The 14,746-nt window shown below is 62.8% G+C and carries 14 protein-coding genes and 1 pseudogene; 9 read left to right on the forward strand and 6 right to left on the reverse strand.

From position 1 onward, the window contains the following. The first annotated feature begins 112 nt into the window (after positions 1-112). The 3 genes from AB7531_RS17585 to AB7531_RS17595 are packed head-to-tail and all read left to right on the forward strand — an operon-like array spanning position 113 to position 4,120. A complete protein-coding gene (locus AB7531_RS17585) occupies positions 113-1,519 on the forward strand; it encodes a DegQ family serine endoprotease (RefSeq protein WP_063982594.1) in 1,407 nt (468 codons plus the stop codon). After that, positions 1,516-2,853, forward strand: a complete 1,338-nt coding sequence (locus tag AB7531_RS17590; protein ID WP_028151184.1) for a replication-associated recombination protein A — start codon at positions 1,516-1,518, stop codon at positions 2,851-2,853. The genes AB7531_RS17585 and AB7531_RS17590 overlap by 4 nt, the downstream gene beginning before the upstream one ends. 52 nt (positions 2,854-2,905) lie before the next feature. Further along, positions 2,906-4,120 carry an RluA family pseudouridine synthase gene (locus AB7531_RS17595; RefSeq protein ID WP_063982595.1) on the forward strand — a complete coding sequence of 405 codons (1,215 nt, stop codon included), beginning with the start codon at positions 2,906-2,908 and terminating at the stop codon, positions 4,118-4,120. Between the two features lie 137 nt (positions 4,121-4,257). On the opposite strand, the gene AB7531_RS17600 is transcribed toward AB7531_RS17595, so the two are convergent. Further along, positions 4,258-4,704, reverse strand: a complete 447-nt coding sequence (locus tag AB7531_RS17600; protein WP_063982596.1) for a hypothetical protein — start codon at positions 4,702-4,704, stop codon at positions 4,258-4,260. 74 nt (positions 4,705-4,778) lie between these two features. Here AB7531_RS17600 and AB7531_RS17605 point away from each other — a divergent pair, with 74 nt between their 5' ends. Beyond that, entirely contained in the window at positions 4,779-5,573 is a 795-nt protein-coding gene (locus AB7531_RS17605) for an ATP12 family chaperone protein (RefSeq protein WP_063982597.1), read from the forward strand. Between the two features lie 771 nt (positions 5,574-6,344). Here AB7531_RS17605 and AB7531_RS17610 read toward each other — a convergent pair. Both AB7531_RS17610 and AB7531_RS17615 read right to left on the reverse strand, forming a co-directional pair. Then, the gene (locus tag AB7531_RS17610; RefSeq protein ID WP_187388017.1) at positions 6,345-6,620 is read right to left on the reverse strand and encodes a hypothetical protein; all 276 of its coding nucleotides are present in this window, start codon (positions 6,618-6,620) and stop codon (positions 6,345-6,347) included. A 263-nt stretch (positions 6,621-6,883) separates the two neighbouring features. Beyond that, positions 6,884-7,177 (reverse strand): hypothetical protein, encoded by a 294-nt coding sequence (locus tag AB7531_RS17615; protein WP_063982600.1) that lies wholly within the window; start codon positions 7,175-7,177, stop codon positions 6,884-6,886. A gap of 232 nt (positions 7,178-7,409) precedes the next feature. Here AB7531_RS17615 and AB7531_RS17620 point away from each other — a divergent pair. From AB7531_RS17620 to AB7531_RS17640, 5 genes and pseudogenes are all read left to right on the forward strand, one after another. Beyond that, positions 7,410-7,827: pseudogene (locus AB7531_RS17620) on the forward strand (response regulator). A 255-nt stretch (positions 7,828-8,082) separates the two neighbouring features. After that, positions 8,083-9,612: a citrate transporter gene (locus AB7531_RS17625; protein WP_341850524.1), complete on the forward strand. Its 1,530-nt coding sequence runs from the start codon at positions 8,083-8,085 to the stop codon at positions 9,610-9,612. A gap of 93 nt (positions 9,613-9,705) precedes the next feature. Beyond that, positions 9,706-10,119 (forward strand): hypothetical protein, encoded by a 414-nt coding sequence (locus tag AB7531_RS17630; RefSeq protein WP_063982602.1) that lies wholly within the window; start codon positions 9,706-9,708, stop codon positions 10,117-10,119. A gap of 116 nt (positions 10,120-10,235) precedes the next feature. Then, a complete protein-coding gene (locus tag AB7531_RS17635; RefSeq protein WP_187388018.1) occupies positions 10,236-10,517 on the forward strand; it encodes a hypothetical protein in 282 nt (93 codons plus the stop codon). Between the two features lie 7 nt (positions 10,518-10,524). Beyond that, positions 10,525-11,217, forward strand: coding sequence for an SOS response-associated peptidase family protein (locus AB7531_RS17640; RefSeq protein ID WP_425364247.1), 693 nt, complete (start codon positions 10,525-10,527; stop codon positions 11,215-11,217). Positions 11,218-11,364: 147 nt separating this feature from the next. On the opposite strand, the gene AB7531_RS17645 is transcribed toward AB7531_RS17640, so the two are convergent. The 3 genes from AB7531_RS17645 to AB7531_RS17655 all read right to left on the reverse strand — a co-directional run bounded on the left by AB7531_RS17645 (position 11,365) and on the right by AB7531_RS17655 (position 14,711). Further along, positions 11,365-11,943 (reverse strand): hypothetical protein, encoded by a 579-nt coding sequence (locus tag AB7531_RS17645; RefSeq protein WP_063982605.1) that lies wholly within the window; start codon positions 11,941-11,943, stop codon positions 11,365-11,367. A 303-nt stretch (positions 11,944-12,246) separates the two neighbouring features. Beyond that, positions 12,247-12,756: a hypothetical protein gene (locus AB7531_RS17650; protein WP_231142164.1), complete on the reverse strand. Its 510-nt coding sequence runs from the start codon at positions 12,754-12,756 to the stop codon at positions 12,247-12,249. Between the two features lie 899 nt (positions 12,757-13,655). Further along, positions 13,656-14,711, reverse strand: coding sequence for a hypothetical protein (locus tag AB7531_RS17655; RefSeq protein ID WP_231142163.1), 1,056 nt, complete (start codon positions 14,709-14,711; stop codon positions 13,656-13,658). Positions 14,712-14,746: the final 35 nt, after the last annotated feature.

Here is a 14,746-nt window from a genome sequence, read left to right on the forward strand (position 1 = left end):
CGGGACTTGCAAGGCGGACACACCGGAAAGGCGGCTGAATAATGCCCCCTTGGCGCCCTTCTATTGGCGGGCGAACGCGCCTATATTCCGGCGTCTTTTCCGAGAGGTAGGAATGTTTCGATCGACCCGGACCGCCGTCATCACGGCATTGTGCATAGCGTTTTCAGCCCACCTCAATCCGGCCGCCGCGCAGGACCGCCGTGTCCCGTCCTCGCCCGCCGAACTGCGGCTGTCCTATGCGCCGATCGTGCAGCGGGTGCAGCCGGCCGTCGTCAACGTCTACGCGGCCAAGGTGGTGCAGAACCGCAACCCGCTGCTGGACGACCCGATCTTCCGCCGCTTCTTCGGCGTGCCGGGCCAGCAGCCCGAGCAGATGCAGCGCTCGCTCGGCTCCGGTGTCATCGTCGATGCCTCCGGCCTCGTCGTCACCAACGTCCACGTCATTGAGGGCGCGGACCAGGTGAAAGTATCGCTGTCGGACAAGCGGGAGTTCGAGGCCGAAATCCTGCTGAAGGATCCGCGCACCGATCTCGCCGTGCTGCGCCTGAAGGACACCAAGGAGAAGTTTCCGACCCTGGACTTCACCAATTCCGACGAACTGCTGGTTGGCGACGTCGTGCTCGCGATCGGCAATCCCTTCGGCGTCGGCCAGACCGTGACCCACGGCATCATCTCGGCGCTCGCGCGCACCCAGGTCGGCATCACCGACTACCAGTTCTTCATCCAGACCGATGCGGCCATCAATCCCGGCAATTCCGGCGGCGCGCTGGTCGACATGAGCGGAAAGCTCGCCGGCATCAATACCGCGATCTATTCGCGCTCCGGCGGCTCGCAAGGCATCGGCTTTGCGATTCCCGCCAACATGGTGCGCGTCGTCGTCGCCTCCGCCAAGAGCGGCGGCAAGGCGGTGAAGCGGCCGTGGTTAGGGGCAAAATTGCAGGCGGTGACGCCCGAGATCGCCGAGAGCCTCGGCCTGCGTTCGCCGACCGGCGCGCTGGTTGCTAGCGTGGTCTCGAGCGGCCCCGCGGCCAAGGCCGGCCTGAAATCCTCCGATCTCATCACCGGGATCGACGGCCAGACCGTGGATGATCCCAACGCCTTCGATTACCGTTTCGCCACGCGTCCGCTCGGCGGCACGGCGCAGATCGACGTGCAGCGCGGCGGTAAGCCGCTCAAGGTCACGATCTCGCTCGAGACCGCACCCGACTCCGGCCGCAACGAACTCGTCGTCACCGCGCGCTCGCCGTTCCAGGGCGCGAAGGTCTCGTCCATCACGCCGGCGGTTGCCGACGAGCTGCATCTGGACGCCGACACCGAAGGCGTCGTGATCACCGATCTCGGCGGCGACAGCGCGGCTGCGAGTGTCGGCTTCCAGAAGGGCGACATCATCCTCGCCGTCAACAACCTGAAGATCAGCAAGACCGGCGACCTCGAAAAGGCGGCGGGCGAACGGCCGCGGATCTGGCGCATCACGCTGGTGCGCGGTGGCCAGCAGATCAACGTCACGCTGGGCGGATGAGCCCGAAGCGACCACAGGAGACGCCAACTCTCTTTGCCGCGGCGGGGCTCGACCACGAGGCTCCGCATCCGCTGCCGGACCGGCTGCGCCCGCGCGCGCTGTCGGAGGTCGTAGGCCAGGACCATATCCTCGGTCCCGATGGTGCGCTGACGCGCATGCTGGAGACGCGCACGCTCGGATCGCTGGTGTTCTGGGGCCCGCCCGGCACCGGCAAGACCACGGTGGCGCGGCTGCTGGCCGATGCGACCGATCTGCATTTCGAGCAGATCTCCGCGGTGTTCTCCGGCGTCGCCGATCTGAAGAAGGCGTTTGACGCCGCACGCGCCCGCCGCGAGATGGGCAAGGGCACGCTGCTGTTCGTCGACGAGGTGCATCGCTTCAATCGCGCCCAGCAGGATTCGTTTCTGCCGGTGATGGAAGACGGCACCGTCGTGATGGTCGGCGCGACCACCGAAAACCCGTCCTTCGAGCTCAACGCGGCGTTGCTCTCGCGTGCGCGCGTGCTGGTGTTTCGCTCGCTCGATGCCGCCGCGATCGAAAAACTGTTCGCGCATGCCGAGGAGGTCGAGGGCCGCAAGCTGCCGCTCGATGACGAGGCGCGCGCCGTGCTGGTGCGCATGGCCGACGGCGACGGACGGGCATCGCTGACGCTTGTCGAGGAAGTCTGGCGCTCGGCGCGGGCGGACGAGATTTTCAACGCGGCGCAGTTGCAGGAGATCCTGCAGCGCCGCGCGCCGATCTACGACAAGTCGGCCGACGGTCACTACAATCTGATCTCGGCGCTGCATAAGTCGGTGCGGGGCTCCGATCCCGACGCCGCGCTGTATTACCTCGCGCGCATGCTCGATGCCGGCGAGGACCCGCTGTTCCTGGCCCGCCGCGTCGTACGCATGGCGGTCGAGGACATCGGCCTTGCCGATCCGCAGGCGCTCGTCATTGCCAACGCGGCCAAGGACGCCTTCGACTTTCTCGGCCATCCCGAGGGCGAGCTCGCGATCGCGCAAGCCGTGGTCTATCTCGCCACCGCGCCGAAATCGAATGCCGTCTACACGGCTTTCAAGGCCGCGATGCAGGTCGCAAAACAGGCCGGCTCGCTGCTACCGCCAAAGCACATCCTCAATTCCCCGACCAAGCTGATGAAGTCCGAAGGCTACGGCGCGGCCTACGAATACGACCACGACGCCCCCGACGCCTTCTCCGGCCAGGACTACTTTCCGGAAGCCCTGGGCCGCCAGACCTTCTACGACCCGCCCGAGCGCGGTTTTGAGCGCGAGATCCGCAAGCGGCTGGATTACTGGGCCAAGCTGCGGAAGGAGCGGGGTGGCTCGCGCTAGAAGCGGCCATTTCGCCGTGACGGGAGCCGGCTTTTAGGGTACGCAGGCAACCATGAGCCGCCGCATCAAGAGAATGAACCCAAAGCCCCGCTCGCGTGACGAGCGCGACGATTCGCGTCCATTCAAGGCGCGCACTGCGAAGAAGGCGGGACCACGGCTGGGTGGCAAGCCGGGTGCGAAGCCGCCGCGCTTTGCGGCGGAGCGTGCTGAGCGGCGGCCGCCCAAGGCTGCGCCCGAAGTGGCTGCGCCGGCAAAGCCCGTCGAGGCGCTGCTGCCGACCAAGGTGCAGACCGTCAAGGTGACGGCTGACGAGAACAACATGCGCGTCGACCGTTTCCTCGAAGCGCGCTTTCCGGGCCTGTCGTTCTCCCACATCCAGCGCGTCGTCCGCAAAGGCGAGCTGCGCGTGGACGGCAAGCGCGTCGACAGCAAGGACCGCCTGGAGGAGGGCCAGAGCGTCCGCATCCCGCCGTTGAAGCTCGACACGCCGAAGGCCGTCGGCGAGCTGTCGGAAGGTGCCCAAAAGACGCTTCAGGCGCTCAAAGAGATGACGATCTACGAGGACGACGACGTCCTCGTCCTGAACAAGCCTCTCGGCCTCGCCGTACAGGGTGGCTCGGGCATGACACGGCACATCGACCAGATGCTGGAGGTGATGCGCGATTCCAAGGGCCAGAAGCCGCGCCTCGTGCACCGCATCGACCGGGAGACCTCGGGCTGCCTGCTGATCGCCAAGACGCGATTTGCCGCCTCGCATCTGACCGGCGCCTTCCGCTCGCGGTCCGCGCGAAAAACCTATTGGGCGCTGGTGCCAGGTCTGCCGAAGCCGAAGCAGGGCCGCATCTCGACCTTCCTCGCGAAGGAAGAGAGCGAGGACGACACGATCATGCGCATCGCCCAGCATGGCGACGAAGGTGCGAGCCACGCGGTGACGTATTATGCGGTGGTCGAGACCGCCGGCAACAAGCTGACCTGGGTGTCGCTCAAGCCCGTGACCGGCCGCACCCATCAGCTGCGCGCCCACATGGAGCATATCGGCCACCCCATCGTCGGCGATCCCAAATATTTCAACATCGAGAACTGGCAGCTGCCGGGCGGCCTGCAAAACCGGTTGCATCTGCTTGCGCGCCGCATCGTCATTCCGCATCCCCGCGGCGGCGTGATCGACGCCACCGCGCCATTGCCGCCGCACATGCAGCAGTCGTGGAATCTGCTCGGGCTCGATGCGAGCCGGTTTGATCCGATCGAGAACGCGCCGGAAGAGTAGGGATTGGGGCCTCGCTACCAGCCCCGTCATTGCGAGGAGCGAAGCGACGAAGCAATCCAGAATGCTCTGCGGATACAGTCTGGATTGCTTCGCTGCGCTCGCAATGACGGTGTTGAGGCAGTGGCGACGAGCACCCCTCACTTCCGAAACTGCTCCAGAAACATCCGCAGACTGTCGTGCGGGCTTTCGACATCCGTGATCAGCCAGCCTTCGGGTCCGTTGACCAGGACGAAGTTCAGCGTGACCTTTCGCCCGCGATTGTCGAAATTCGCCGCGACATAGGTCTTGTCGTATTGCCTGCGAACGACCGCGATCGCGACCGGGCCGAGCTTCCAGTTCGGGCTCTGCACCAGGAAGTCGTAGGGCTCGACCCTCGGCGCGCTCCAGACCCTGCGCAGGCTGGGGTCGAAGAATTGCCGGGCGGAGGCGGCATCGCGCGGCAGGCCTTTTGACAGTTCCGGCGCGCCATCGCCGTAATGCGCGTAGACATTGCGGACCAGCGATTCCGGGGTGCGGAAACCGGCGTCCGCCGCGGCCAGCCAGAGCCCGGCGAGAAGGGCCACAATGCCCGCAAGTTCCCTCATGCCTTGCCGCTCGCTTTATCAGCCGCCGGTCTTGGCTTACAAGCCTAGCATTCAGAGACCGGGGCCGAAACGAGATGCGCGAATTGTTCGATGAGGTTGCGGGGCGGTCCCCGCTCGATCCGCAGGAGGCGGTGCGCCAGGCCGCGCGTACGCCGCAGCGCAAGCGCTTCTACAAGGAGGCGGGCGTGGCCGAGGCCGAGGGCGGCTTCGCCATCACGCTGGACGGCAGGCCGATCCGGACGCCATCGGCCCGCCAGGTGGTGATCCCGTCGCGCGCGCTGGCCGATGCCGTGGCCGCGGAATGGGCGGCCCAGGGCGAGACGATTAGTCCCGTGACCATGCCGCTGACGCGGATCGCCAACAGCGTCGTCGAGGGTGTCATCGATCGCGTCGAGCTCGTCAGCGACGACCTTGCAAAATACTTCGAGACCGACCTGCTGTTCTATCGCGCCGGCCACCCCGAAGGGCTGGTCGCCCGCGAGGCCACGCATTGGGACCCCGTGCTGTTCTGGGCCGCGGAGACGCTGGGCGCGCATTTCATCCTGTCCGAAGGCATCATGCATGTGAAGCAGCCGGACGAGGCCGTTCAGGCCGCCCGCGCGGCGCTGCCCGGTGATCCCTGGTCGATCGCGGCGCTCCACGTGGTGACGACCCTGACCGGTTCGGCGCTGCTGGCGCTGGCGCTCGCCCATGGCGTGCGCGATGCCGGCCAGGTCTGGGCCGCCGCCCATGTCGACGAGGACTGGAACGCCGAGAAATGGGGCGTGGACGAGGAGGCGGCTGCCCGCCGCGCCGCCCGCCTGAAGGATTTTCAGGCCGCCGTGGCGGTTTTGGCGGCCGTGAAGCCGCAAGCGGACAAAGGTCCTTAACGAGAGGGAAAGGACCAATCGAGCAAGATCAAGCGTTTCCCACGCACGGTTTCCCACTTCCTCTGACTGGCCGCGCACAGCGGCGCACGCCGCCCGGCCGATTTCCGGGCGAAGCTTAAAGCCGCAGCGCCGCGTTTCCGCCCTCCCGCCCATCGCTGCGGCCCGGTCGGGTGCCGCGCTCCCGGTGCGCTGTACGGCCTTCTAATGGCCGATAACGCCTGCGGCTTGCCGTCGTTGTCTGAGGTTGAACCGGCGACCGCAACCCCGTCACCGACAAGGTGCTGGCGACCATCAGACCAGCGTCCGTCGAGAAGGCCGCAAAGGGTTTCGAGAACGCTGGCGCTCGACGTGGTGATGGCGCGATGACGTGATGCCGTCCTAATCTGATGGCAAAATCCCGTTTCGTTTTAATTTTCATGAATGAGCAATTTTGACCATTAGCTCGCGTTGTTTTGCGGAACAGTATCTCCATCACCGCTCTATTCTCGGCATCCATCGGTGACGGAGACCCGCCCGATTTTGGGAGGTTTATGGGAGGTGCCCACGCCGGTTTTCCCCAACCTCCCGAGGAGTGATCGCAATGACACCAGATGAACCAACGGTAGAGGAAGTTGTGAAGGCACCAGAGGCAGCTCCGGCTGTGGAGACAGCTCCTACGGAGGCTCCGGCTGTGGAGGCTCCGGCGGATGCACCGGCTGCGGTTGAAGCACCGAAGGCAGAGTAGTGATGGTTACGGCCCCCGGCGAAGGGGGTCCTTTGCCGGGGTGGTAGTTAGAAGTCCACAAATGAGCACCACACCTCGTTTGCCGGGTCGCGCGATCTTGTCGCCATCGGCATCGCCGCCCTCAAAGGCAATTGTTTCAGCAGCAAGGCAATATCGGCATCCGAAATCGTTAAGCGAGCCGGATCGATCGCGACCAGCGCCCCGTCACCGACGAGGTGCTGGCGATCATCAGACCAGCGTCGGTCGAGAGGACCGCAAAGGGTTTCGAGAACGCTGGCGCTCGACGTGCTGATGGCGCGATGCCGTGATGCCGCGCCTGTCATTGCCCTGCTCGCCGACAGCGTCCTTAGCATCGCAAATCGCTTCCGGGACCTCATGCCTTTCAGGCGAGATCAGAAGTTGTTTCCGCATTTCGACGAGGCGGGCACGGCAGTATTCGCGGTAGAGGAAGTCGAATATGGCGGACATGATCCAACCCTCGTTGTTCGAGTTGATCTGCACCATTAATTTCAAGGTATCATTTATCTTTGGGTCCAGGATGTGAACTAGATCACAACTCTTCCCTCTTAAGGTTTGCCTGCGGCTTCTAGCCGCCATTGGCCTCGTCCCTGTCCGGCTCGGCGGCAGCTTCGCTGCCCGGTGCATTGCGCGCCGTCCTCAGAAGGTGGGCAATATCGGCATCCGAAATCGTGAAGCGGGCCAGATCGATCGGAGGGGAGAGCGGCGAGGTCCTGACCCGTCGCAGGAGCCAAGCTCGAAACTCCAGCCTGTCGAGCCGCAGCGCCGCCTTCAGGCCCGCTTGGAAAAACCGCTCGCGCTGCGCCGGATTGAGCCTCGACCAGCCCTGCATTGTGGCCTCAAACAGATCAATGCGCCGCATCTGGCGTGCCTTTTGAAAAGCAGATGCGGCAAACAAACATCGAAAAACGAAAAACGCAAATATGCAGGGTTTGTGCGGTCGCGCGGTCCCCGCACAAATTCATGCCCTCCAAAGGACCCTGCCGACCATCTTGCAGAGACTGCCCTCGCGGGCGCCAGCGCTCGCGCAATGTTCACTTTTGCACGTTCATACGGAACCATGCGGCCTGCCTTGCGTTTGCGCATGGAACTAAATGGTCGGGTGGATCGTGGCGGAGTTGCCAGTCGTACTTGTCGTCGAAGATGACGACCTCATTCAGCAGATGATCGAAGATGCGCTAGCTGAAGGCGGCTTTGAGCCTGCCATCGCGGCCTCGGGTGACGAGGCGGTGACGTTGCTCAACGGCGGCGTTGTCATCAAGAACAGCGAGGTGCGGTATCGGGGCGCTTGTCACTGACATCAATCTGAAGGGCAAATTGGATGGATGGCGCGTTGCAAAGAAGGCTCGCGAAATTGATCCTGCGTTCCCTATAGTCTAAGTGACGGGGGCTGCCGCCGACGATTGGGCGTCGAAAGGCGTGCCTAACAGCATTCTGCTGAACAAGCCGTTTGCTGCAGCCCAATTAGTTACGGCGGTATCCCAGCTACTTAACACAGGCTCGCCGATCTAACGATCAAAAGACAGGCGACCGATTGCGGAGGGTCGCCATCGTCAGGCAGACCGCTTGTTTTGCGGGTCCACGGCGACGGACAGGTGGCAGGCGGCGCTCACCGGAAGCGGACATCACGGATCACCACGACGGCCCGGTCGTCGAATACGGTTGCCTTCTCACCGTTGGTATGTAGAACGACTTTCGGGTGTTCGCTGCATGCAGCAGTGACAGGTCAAGCGATGGTCGGGCCGCCACGCGGAAAGCGTGCGCCCAATGGATCATCGACTGTCACCCAAAGACCTGCCACGAGCCAAATTCTTTGCGGTGGCCACCCTAGCTGTCCTGTTCGAAAATCCGGCCTCGGCAACATCCGCGAATGGCGTGTACTCGGCACAGCCCCTCTACCTCTTCGGCGTCCCGGTTGATTTCATTCTGTTCGGCCTGACGTTGTTGGGCGTAGCCGTGTTCCACCACAAGACGCTTCAAGTGGCGTTGGCCGGGCTTGTGGCCGTTACACTTTACAAGCTCCTGTTTACTGGCTTCCGACAGGGGGAGGGCTTAACCGGCCTGATGTTCCAGCTTCACCACGAATGGGTGACCCTCGCTAACCTGTTTTTGCTGCTGATCGGTTTCGCCATTCTGTCGCGTCATTTCGAGAAGAGCCGAATTCCCGACGCGATGCCAGCATTCCTGTCAAATGGTTGGAGTGGCGGCTTGGCTCTGCTTGCTATTGTATTTGTGTCGTCGAGCTTCCTCGACAATATTGCCGCCGCCCTGATCGGCGGCACAATGGCACGCCACGTTTTCAAGGGCAAAGTACATATCGGTTACCTTGCCGCAATCGTTGCAGCCGCTAACGCTGGCGGCTCAGGCAGCGTCGTTGGTGATACCACCACCACCATGATGTGGATCGACGGCATCAGCCCGCTGCGTGTCGTCGAGGCTTATGTTGCAGCCGTCGCGGGCTTCCTGATCTACGGGATACCCGCGGCGCTCGTACAGCACCGCCATTCCCCAATCAAAAAGGATGCGCAGCGTGGCCTGCATATCGAATGGACTTATGTGGGAATTGTCGCTGCAATCCTGATCATCGCTATTGTGGCTAACGTCATCGCCAACTTGAAATTTCCGACGGTGCTCGATGCCGTCCCCGTGATTGGACTTGCATTGTGGATCGTTATCCTCGCGACCGCGCCGCTGCGTCAGCCCGATTGGGCGATCATGCCGGAAACCTTAAAGGGGACGGTCTTCCTTCTGGCCCTTGTCACCAATGCGTCCTTTATGCCGGTCGAAGAATTGCCGGTGGCCTCGTGGCAAACCGCGCTGGGTCTCGGCTTCCTGTCCTCGGTGTTCGACAACATTCCGCTGACAGCGCTTGCGCTCAAGCAGGGCGGTTACGACTGGGGCTTCCTTGCATATTCCGTGGGGTTCGGCGGTTCGATGATTTGGTTCGGCTCGTCTGCGGGCGTCGCAATCTCGAACATGTATCCGGAAGCCAAGTCTGTCGGGCTGTGGTTGCGACACGGCTGGTTTGTCGCGGTGTCGTATATCGTTGGCTTTATCGTGATGCTCGCCATTGTTGGGTGGACTGCCGACGCTCCACACAAGAAGCGTGTTGAGTTGGACATGAATTACAAACTGGCTAGCGTCGAGCGTTCCACCACCACGCCAGAGACAGGCGTCACGGACGAGGCCGCAGGAAGGCCGCACAGCGCGCCGGGAGCGCGGACTACAGGACACGGGCGGGCCGCGCCAGCGCATCCAATCGCAGGGTTTCTGGCCTTGCTGGAAGCTTGGGCGTGACGGGTGGCGCGTCGCCTCGGTTGTGCCCGGCACGCCATCCACCGCAATCTGTAGCGGCTTGCCTGTTCCACGCGGCCCGGCGATCCTACGGGTATGGGTACGAAGTCACGCGAGAGCATTTACGGCGCGTCGGTTCGAGCGGCGGCAGAGCAGGCAGCGGAGGCTCGCAAGGCAGCCGACCGGCTTGCCTGTCAGGCGTGGAACGCGCGCATGCTCGGCTTCAAGGGACCAGCCCAGCCGTCGCCCACGCTAGGTGACGCGCTGAACGCGGGGTACCGCTACCTCGTCGAGGTGCGCTGCCTTGGCTGCGAGACCAATGAAACCGTCGCCCTCGACATTGTGCGGCGACCGAAGGCGACGCCGGTCCATGAACTGGAGCGCTACATGCGCTGCAAGGACTGCTCGGAGGTCCGAGGCTATCCTTACAAGCGCAGCCATCTGGTAGCGCTGCGGCCAAACAAGATTTCAGCTAGCGATCCGCCCGCGATATGGTGGCCGGGCGAATGATGAACCAGCCCTTCCGATTTACACTACCACTGGCCCTCATAGCAGCCGTGCTTTCTGGTTGCTATTCAGATCAAACGCAAGCTCTCGCTACGTGCAGGAACAACGCGGAGAGCCGTGTGGACCAGTCTACTGGCGATGTGGCACAGATGGAAATCTCGGACGCGATCACGCTTTGTATGGAAGCGTCAGGGTATGAGCGGATTGAGGAGGAATGCCCAAAGTCTTTTCGAACTGCCAGTGTTGTTCGAGGCAAGACGTACGAAGAAACCAGTCGAAAAATCAAGCTGCTTGAAATTATGCAGAAGAACGAACCCTCCTGCTACTCACCAATCAAGTGGTATGGAAAGGCAATGCGCAGGCTGGAAAAAACATTATCGCTAGCTCCATCCTACAAGTAGCCTGCATGTGCAATACAGCATCACCACGAACCAAGCGGCGATCATCGCGCTGTTTCGCGTCGTCAACCTCTATGTCGGCAGCCTCGCGCCGATGCCCGGCGTCTTTCCGGACTTTCCTGCCCCCCGCCATCCGCACCGGGAGAGCGGCACCGAGCTTGCGATGATGCGCTGGGGCATGCCGCCACCACCGCGCACAGGCGGGCCACCGGTCACCAACATCCGCAACACGTCGTCACCGCACTGGCGCGGCTGGCTAAAGCCGGAGAACCGGTGCCTGGTGCCGTTCAACAGCTTCGCCGAGTACGCGCCCGAGCCGAACCCGGAGACCAAGAAAAAGGACGTGGTCTGGTTCGCACTCAATGACGACAGGCCGCTCACGGCGTTCGCGGGCATCTGGACGACGTTCAAGGGTGAACGCGGCACGAAGTCCAAGCCGGTGCCGGGGCCACATCAGGTGTACGGCTTCCTCACGACATCGCCGAACGCCGTGGTCGAGCCGATCCATCCGAAGGCCATGCCGGTCATCCTGACGACCGACGAAGAGCGTGACGTTTGGATGCGCGCACCGTGGGATGAAGCCAAGATAATGCAGCGGCCACTGCGGGACGATGCGCTCAGGATCGTCATGCGCGGGGCCGACAAAGAGGATCGCGCGGCGCGAGCGCAACTCAACAACCCTTTCCTTGACGGCCTCGAATGAATGAACAATTTTGATGGTCATTCAGCGGCGTCCCTCCGGCTTCATCGAACCGTGTCTACCGTCGAAGGTGGCCGAGCCGCCGTCCGGCCCGGACTGGGTCCACGAAATCAAGCACGAGGGCTACCGGCTGATGGTGCGCCGGGATGCTCATCGGGTTTTTACCGCCGCGCAGAACTGTTCCGTGACCGCCGTCGTTTCCTCGGTGACGTTCCAGCCGTTCGTCTCGGCGTTTTTCTTGGCCAACTTTTGCTCGTTCTGAAGCATCTGTTTGATTTGCGCGTACGGCTTCCAGTCGGCCTTGGATAGCTTGACAGGGGGTGCACCGCAGACGTTGTGGGCAATCGCTTTCTGTACACTTGTGCTAACGTCGCTCATGAGGTCCTCGACGACGGCAGTGAAGCGCGCCTTGGCGTATTGGCTGTTGGCTGCAATAAAGTCCTTGCAGAAGGTGACCCGTTGACCTCCATCGCGGGCCTTGATGTAGGCCGTCTGCGCTTCGTAATGGAGGCGGTAGGCCAGTTTGTCGGCGTTCGGGTCGGATTTCACCGCTTCGAGCATGGCGCGGTGGTCACTCGAGGTGGCCTCACTGATCCTGATGTCACATACTTTGGCGAGGGAGAAGACCGGAGCGTAGGCCCGCACCTCGGCTTCCAGGGCATCGTTGGCGCGCGCAACTGGTGCGTACAGGCTGGCGGCGATTGCGAAAGCAGCGAGACAGCGTTTCATTGATGCCATGCTCCAGATCACCAAACCGTAAGCGGCGGCCGCGGCGCACCTCGGTCTTCATAGTTCTGACCAAATGGCGAACCCCACGTACGCGAGTACGGCCATGCTGAGAACGATGACCGCAATCGCGGTAAGTTCGATGGTGAAAAGTCGTCTTGATGCCATGCACCACTTTTTGCGGCAGTCGAGCGGCGGCGTTGATCTTGATCAAGCCCGCCTTCTCGGTCGCTGGAGCGGTTCCCAGGGTGCTGGAGCGGGAACTTGTGGATGCGCGCACCGTGGGATGAAGCCCAGGGCGTTGGACTACGGTCGTGTCTGTGATGCCGTCCACAGCGTGCGCAGATGCTGCAGCACAAGTTCAATGTTTCCGATGAACTTAACCATGATCGGTACCAATCGCGGTGCGTGCTGACGGATGTGGCTCACCTGCGTCGGGCCGAAATCGTGCGACAGGCGATTGCGGATCGTGATCGCGCTCGACGGCAGCGGGAGGCGCGATTGATGCTCGAACAGGGCATCGAGTTCGGCTTCCGAAATCGTGAGCTTCATCTTGCGTGCGGATGATTTGGTTTCCGGCAATCTGACACCCATGCGTTGATGGAATGCACCGGGCGCTGGTTGGTTAAGATCGATGCCGACAATGGCTTTCGCCAGTTTCTCGGCCCCGAAATAGTAGACAACAAATTGCGCAGGAGAATTGGCTGGAAGCGCCGTCACATCGAACTTGGCAAGAGCCAACGGGATATCCTCCAACCTTCGATAGTAGGACCCTTTCAATTCCGGGTCCGGCCTGAACGACCGATCAAGCGCCATCGGGAAACTCCATGTTGAAAAGCCCAGTTGTAAATGCAGCGGATGGCTACTGGCTGATGGTGCACCGGGATGGCGCGCGGGTCCGCTGTTTCACCCGCAACGGTCATGACTGGACGGATCGCTTCTCACGATGGAGCGAGTAATGGAGCAGTTCCGTTCACGTAGATGAACGTGTGGTTTGATCCAGGTCAAGAGCGCGCAGCCCCCGCGCGCGAGCTTCGGATAGACCGCGGTTCGGCGCGATGCGCAAGTGTCCCGCGGCTTCCTCTCCAGAAGAAGGAGTACGCCTAATGTTGCGTCAAATTCTCATCGCTTCGGCAGCTGCGGCCATGCTGCTAGTCACCTTCACTCCCGACGACGCCGATGCTCGCGGTCGCGGGGGTGGCGCCTATCGGGGCGGTGGAGGCTACCGCGGCGGCGCTGTAGCAGTTCGAGGAGCTCGGGGCGGCGCCGTCGCGGTGCGCGGCGGGCGGTACGGCTATCGTGGGGGTGCCTATCGCGGCTACGGCTATCGCGGGTATGGTGTCGGTGCGGCGGCGGTCGGGGCCGCTGCGGTCGGAGCCGCGGCGGCTGGGGCCTACCGCGGCAACTGCTACGACGCCTACGGCAACTACATTTGCGGCGGGTACCGTCCGTACTGAGCGGCGCGTCGCGGTTGGTCTATGGTGCTCGAAGCCGATGAAGAGCAGAAGCGACCATTCATAATCGGATGGGGCGGCACACCTTGCCAGCGAGGTGCGCCGCCCTGACACGTCGGCACGGGTTGAGGTGACGAGGATGCCCGTGTCGACGCAGTTCGTGTTAGAGGGTGGCGCGGGAGATGGTCGCCCAGTCCCGCGTCCGTGCGATGCCGGGTGTAAGCTTTGGCAGGGAGCCGCCCAGGCTCACACAATGCGTGTTCATCGCCGCACATCCCATGCATGCATCGGCGACGATCTGGGCGACCCGTTGGTGCGCGGAACCGTGACCAACTGGCATCCCAAGATCGCCAGCGGATTGCAGTCGGGCCGATGCTCCACTGGCAGCCGCTCGTCCATCGCACGCCAGACCAGCGCAGTTTCGGCGCGCTCGATAGCAAGCAAATCGCCCCGCGCCTCGGCTTCGGCCTTCTGGCGTGCTTCGTGCGACAGCGCAGCCTTGTCATCGGCTTCCGTGCTGATCTCGCGATCAAGCGCGGCAATCAGCGCATCCCGATGCAGCCACGCGACCAGCGCGAGCGCGTCGGCTGTTTCGGTGAAGGCCAGTGAACGACGCTCTGCGTGAACCTCCGATGTGAGGCTCTGCGTCTGGAAATCCACCGGCCCATCAAGCTCGACCAACCGGCTGACCGATGGCGTTCCACGCTGCGCCAAGGCCTCGATCTGTTCGCGCATGCGCTGCTTGCAGAAGGCGCTCGGGTAAGGCGCGGACGCGATCCGATGCAGGTCGGCGCGCAACTCGCGAACGCGCCGGCGCAAGCTTTCGATGCCCGACAAAACGTCCTCGCCCTTGTTCAGCTTCGGCGGCTCGGTCTCAACCTCTTCGAGCGTGGTGCCGTGCGGCTTGCCATCGCGAAGCCAACTCTCGACCGCAGCCTTCGCGGCGGATGCTGCATGCCATGCCGCCGTCCGCACCTCCCGCAATTCTGTCAATCGCTTCAAATCGGCAGTCATCTTTTCGAGATGCTTGATTGCGGATTTGACGCGTGGGTCATCCGGCTTGAGGTTGAAGCCAAAATCTTGCGGGTGATCGGTCAGCCGCTTCAATTCATTCGCGGCTTCGATCTTCCTCGTGCTCGCTTCACGAACAGTCTCGAACTCTGGAATGAGCCGATGCGCATCGGCGGCACGCTGGCGCAGCAGCCGCAGCCGTTCGGCAGCAGCGGGCGGCAGCCACTCGATCACGTCGAGTTGCGACTGGAGGTACACCCCAGCAGAAAACGGTTGCGGGGTCGCGGGTCCGGGTTCGAAGCTCATGTGTCGCCTCCATGATGATGATCGGAGACACGGTG

The sequence above is a fragment of the Bradyrhizobium sp. 63_E2_N1_3 genome (assembly GCF_052076005.1).
GTDB lineage: Bacteria > Pseudomonadota > Alphaproteobacteria > Rhizobiales > Xanthobacteraceae > Bradyrhizobium > Bradyrhizobium barranii.

Coding starts and splice junctions, on each gene's coding strand:
- AB7531_RS17645 (WP_063982605.1), bottom strand. CDS start 11,943: ATGAAACGCTGTCTCGCTGCTTTCGCAATCGCCGCCAGCCTGTACGCA.
- AB7531_RS17585 (WP_063982594.1), top strand. CDS start 113: ATGTTTCGATCGACCCGGACCGCCGTCATCACGGCATTGTGCATAGCG.
- AB7531_RS17600 (WP_063982596.1), bottom strand. CDS start 4,704: ATGAGGGAACTTGCGGGCATTGTGGCCCTTCTCGCCGGGCTCTGGCTG.
- AB7531_RS17630 (WP_063982602.1), top strand. CDS start 9,706: ATGGGTACGAAGTCACGCGAGAGCATTTACGGCGCGTCGGTTCGAGCG.
- AB7531_RS17615 (WP_063982600.1), bottom strand. CDS start 7,177: ATGCGGCGCATTGATCTGTTTGAGGCCACAATGCAGGGCTGGTCGAGG.
- AB7531_RS17605 (WP_063982597.1), top strand. CDS start 4,779: ATGCGCGAATTGTTCGATGAGGTTGCGGGGCGGTCCCCGCTCGATCCG.
- AB7531_RS17610 (WP_187388017.1), bottom strand. CDS start 6,620: ATGACAGGCGCGGCATCACGGCATCGCGCCATCAGCACGTCGAGCGCC.
- AB7531_RS17655 (WP_231142163.1), bottom strand. CDS start 14,711: ATGAGCTTCGAACCCGGACCCGCGACCCCGCAACCGTTTTCTGCTGGG.
- AB7531_RS17590 (WP_028151184.1), top strand. CDS start 1,516: ATGAGCCCGAAGCGACCACAGGAGACGCCAACTCTCTTTGCCGCGGCG.
- AB7531_RS17650 (WP_231142164.1), bottom strand. CDS start 12,756: ATGGCGCTTGATCGGTCGTTCAGGCCGGACCCGGAATTGAAAGGGTCC.
- AB7531_RS17625 (WP_341850524.1), top strand. CDS start 8,083: ATGGATCATCGACTGTCACCCAAAGACCTGCCACGAGCCAAATTCTTT.
- AB7531_RS17595 (WP_063982595.1), top strand. CDS start 2,906: ATGAGCCGCCGCATCAAGAGAATGAACCCAAAGCCCCGCTCGCGTGAC.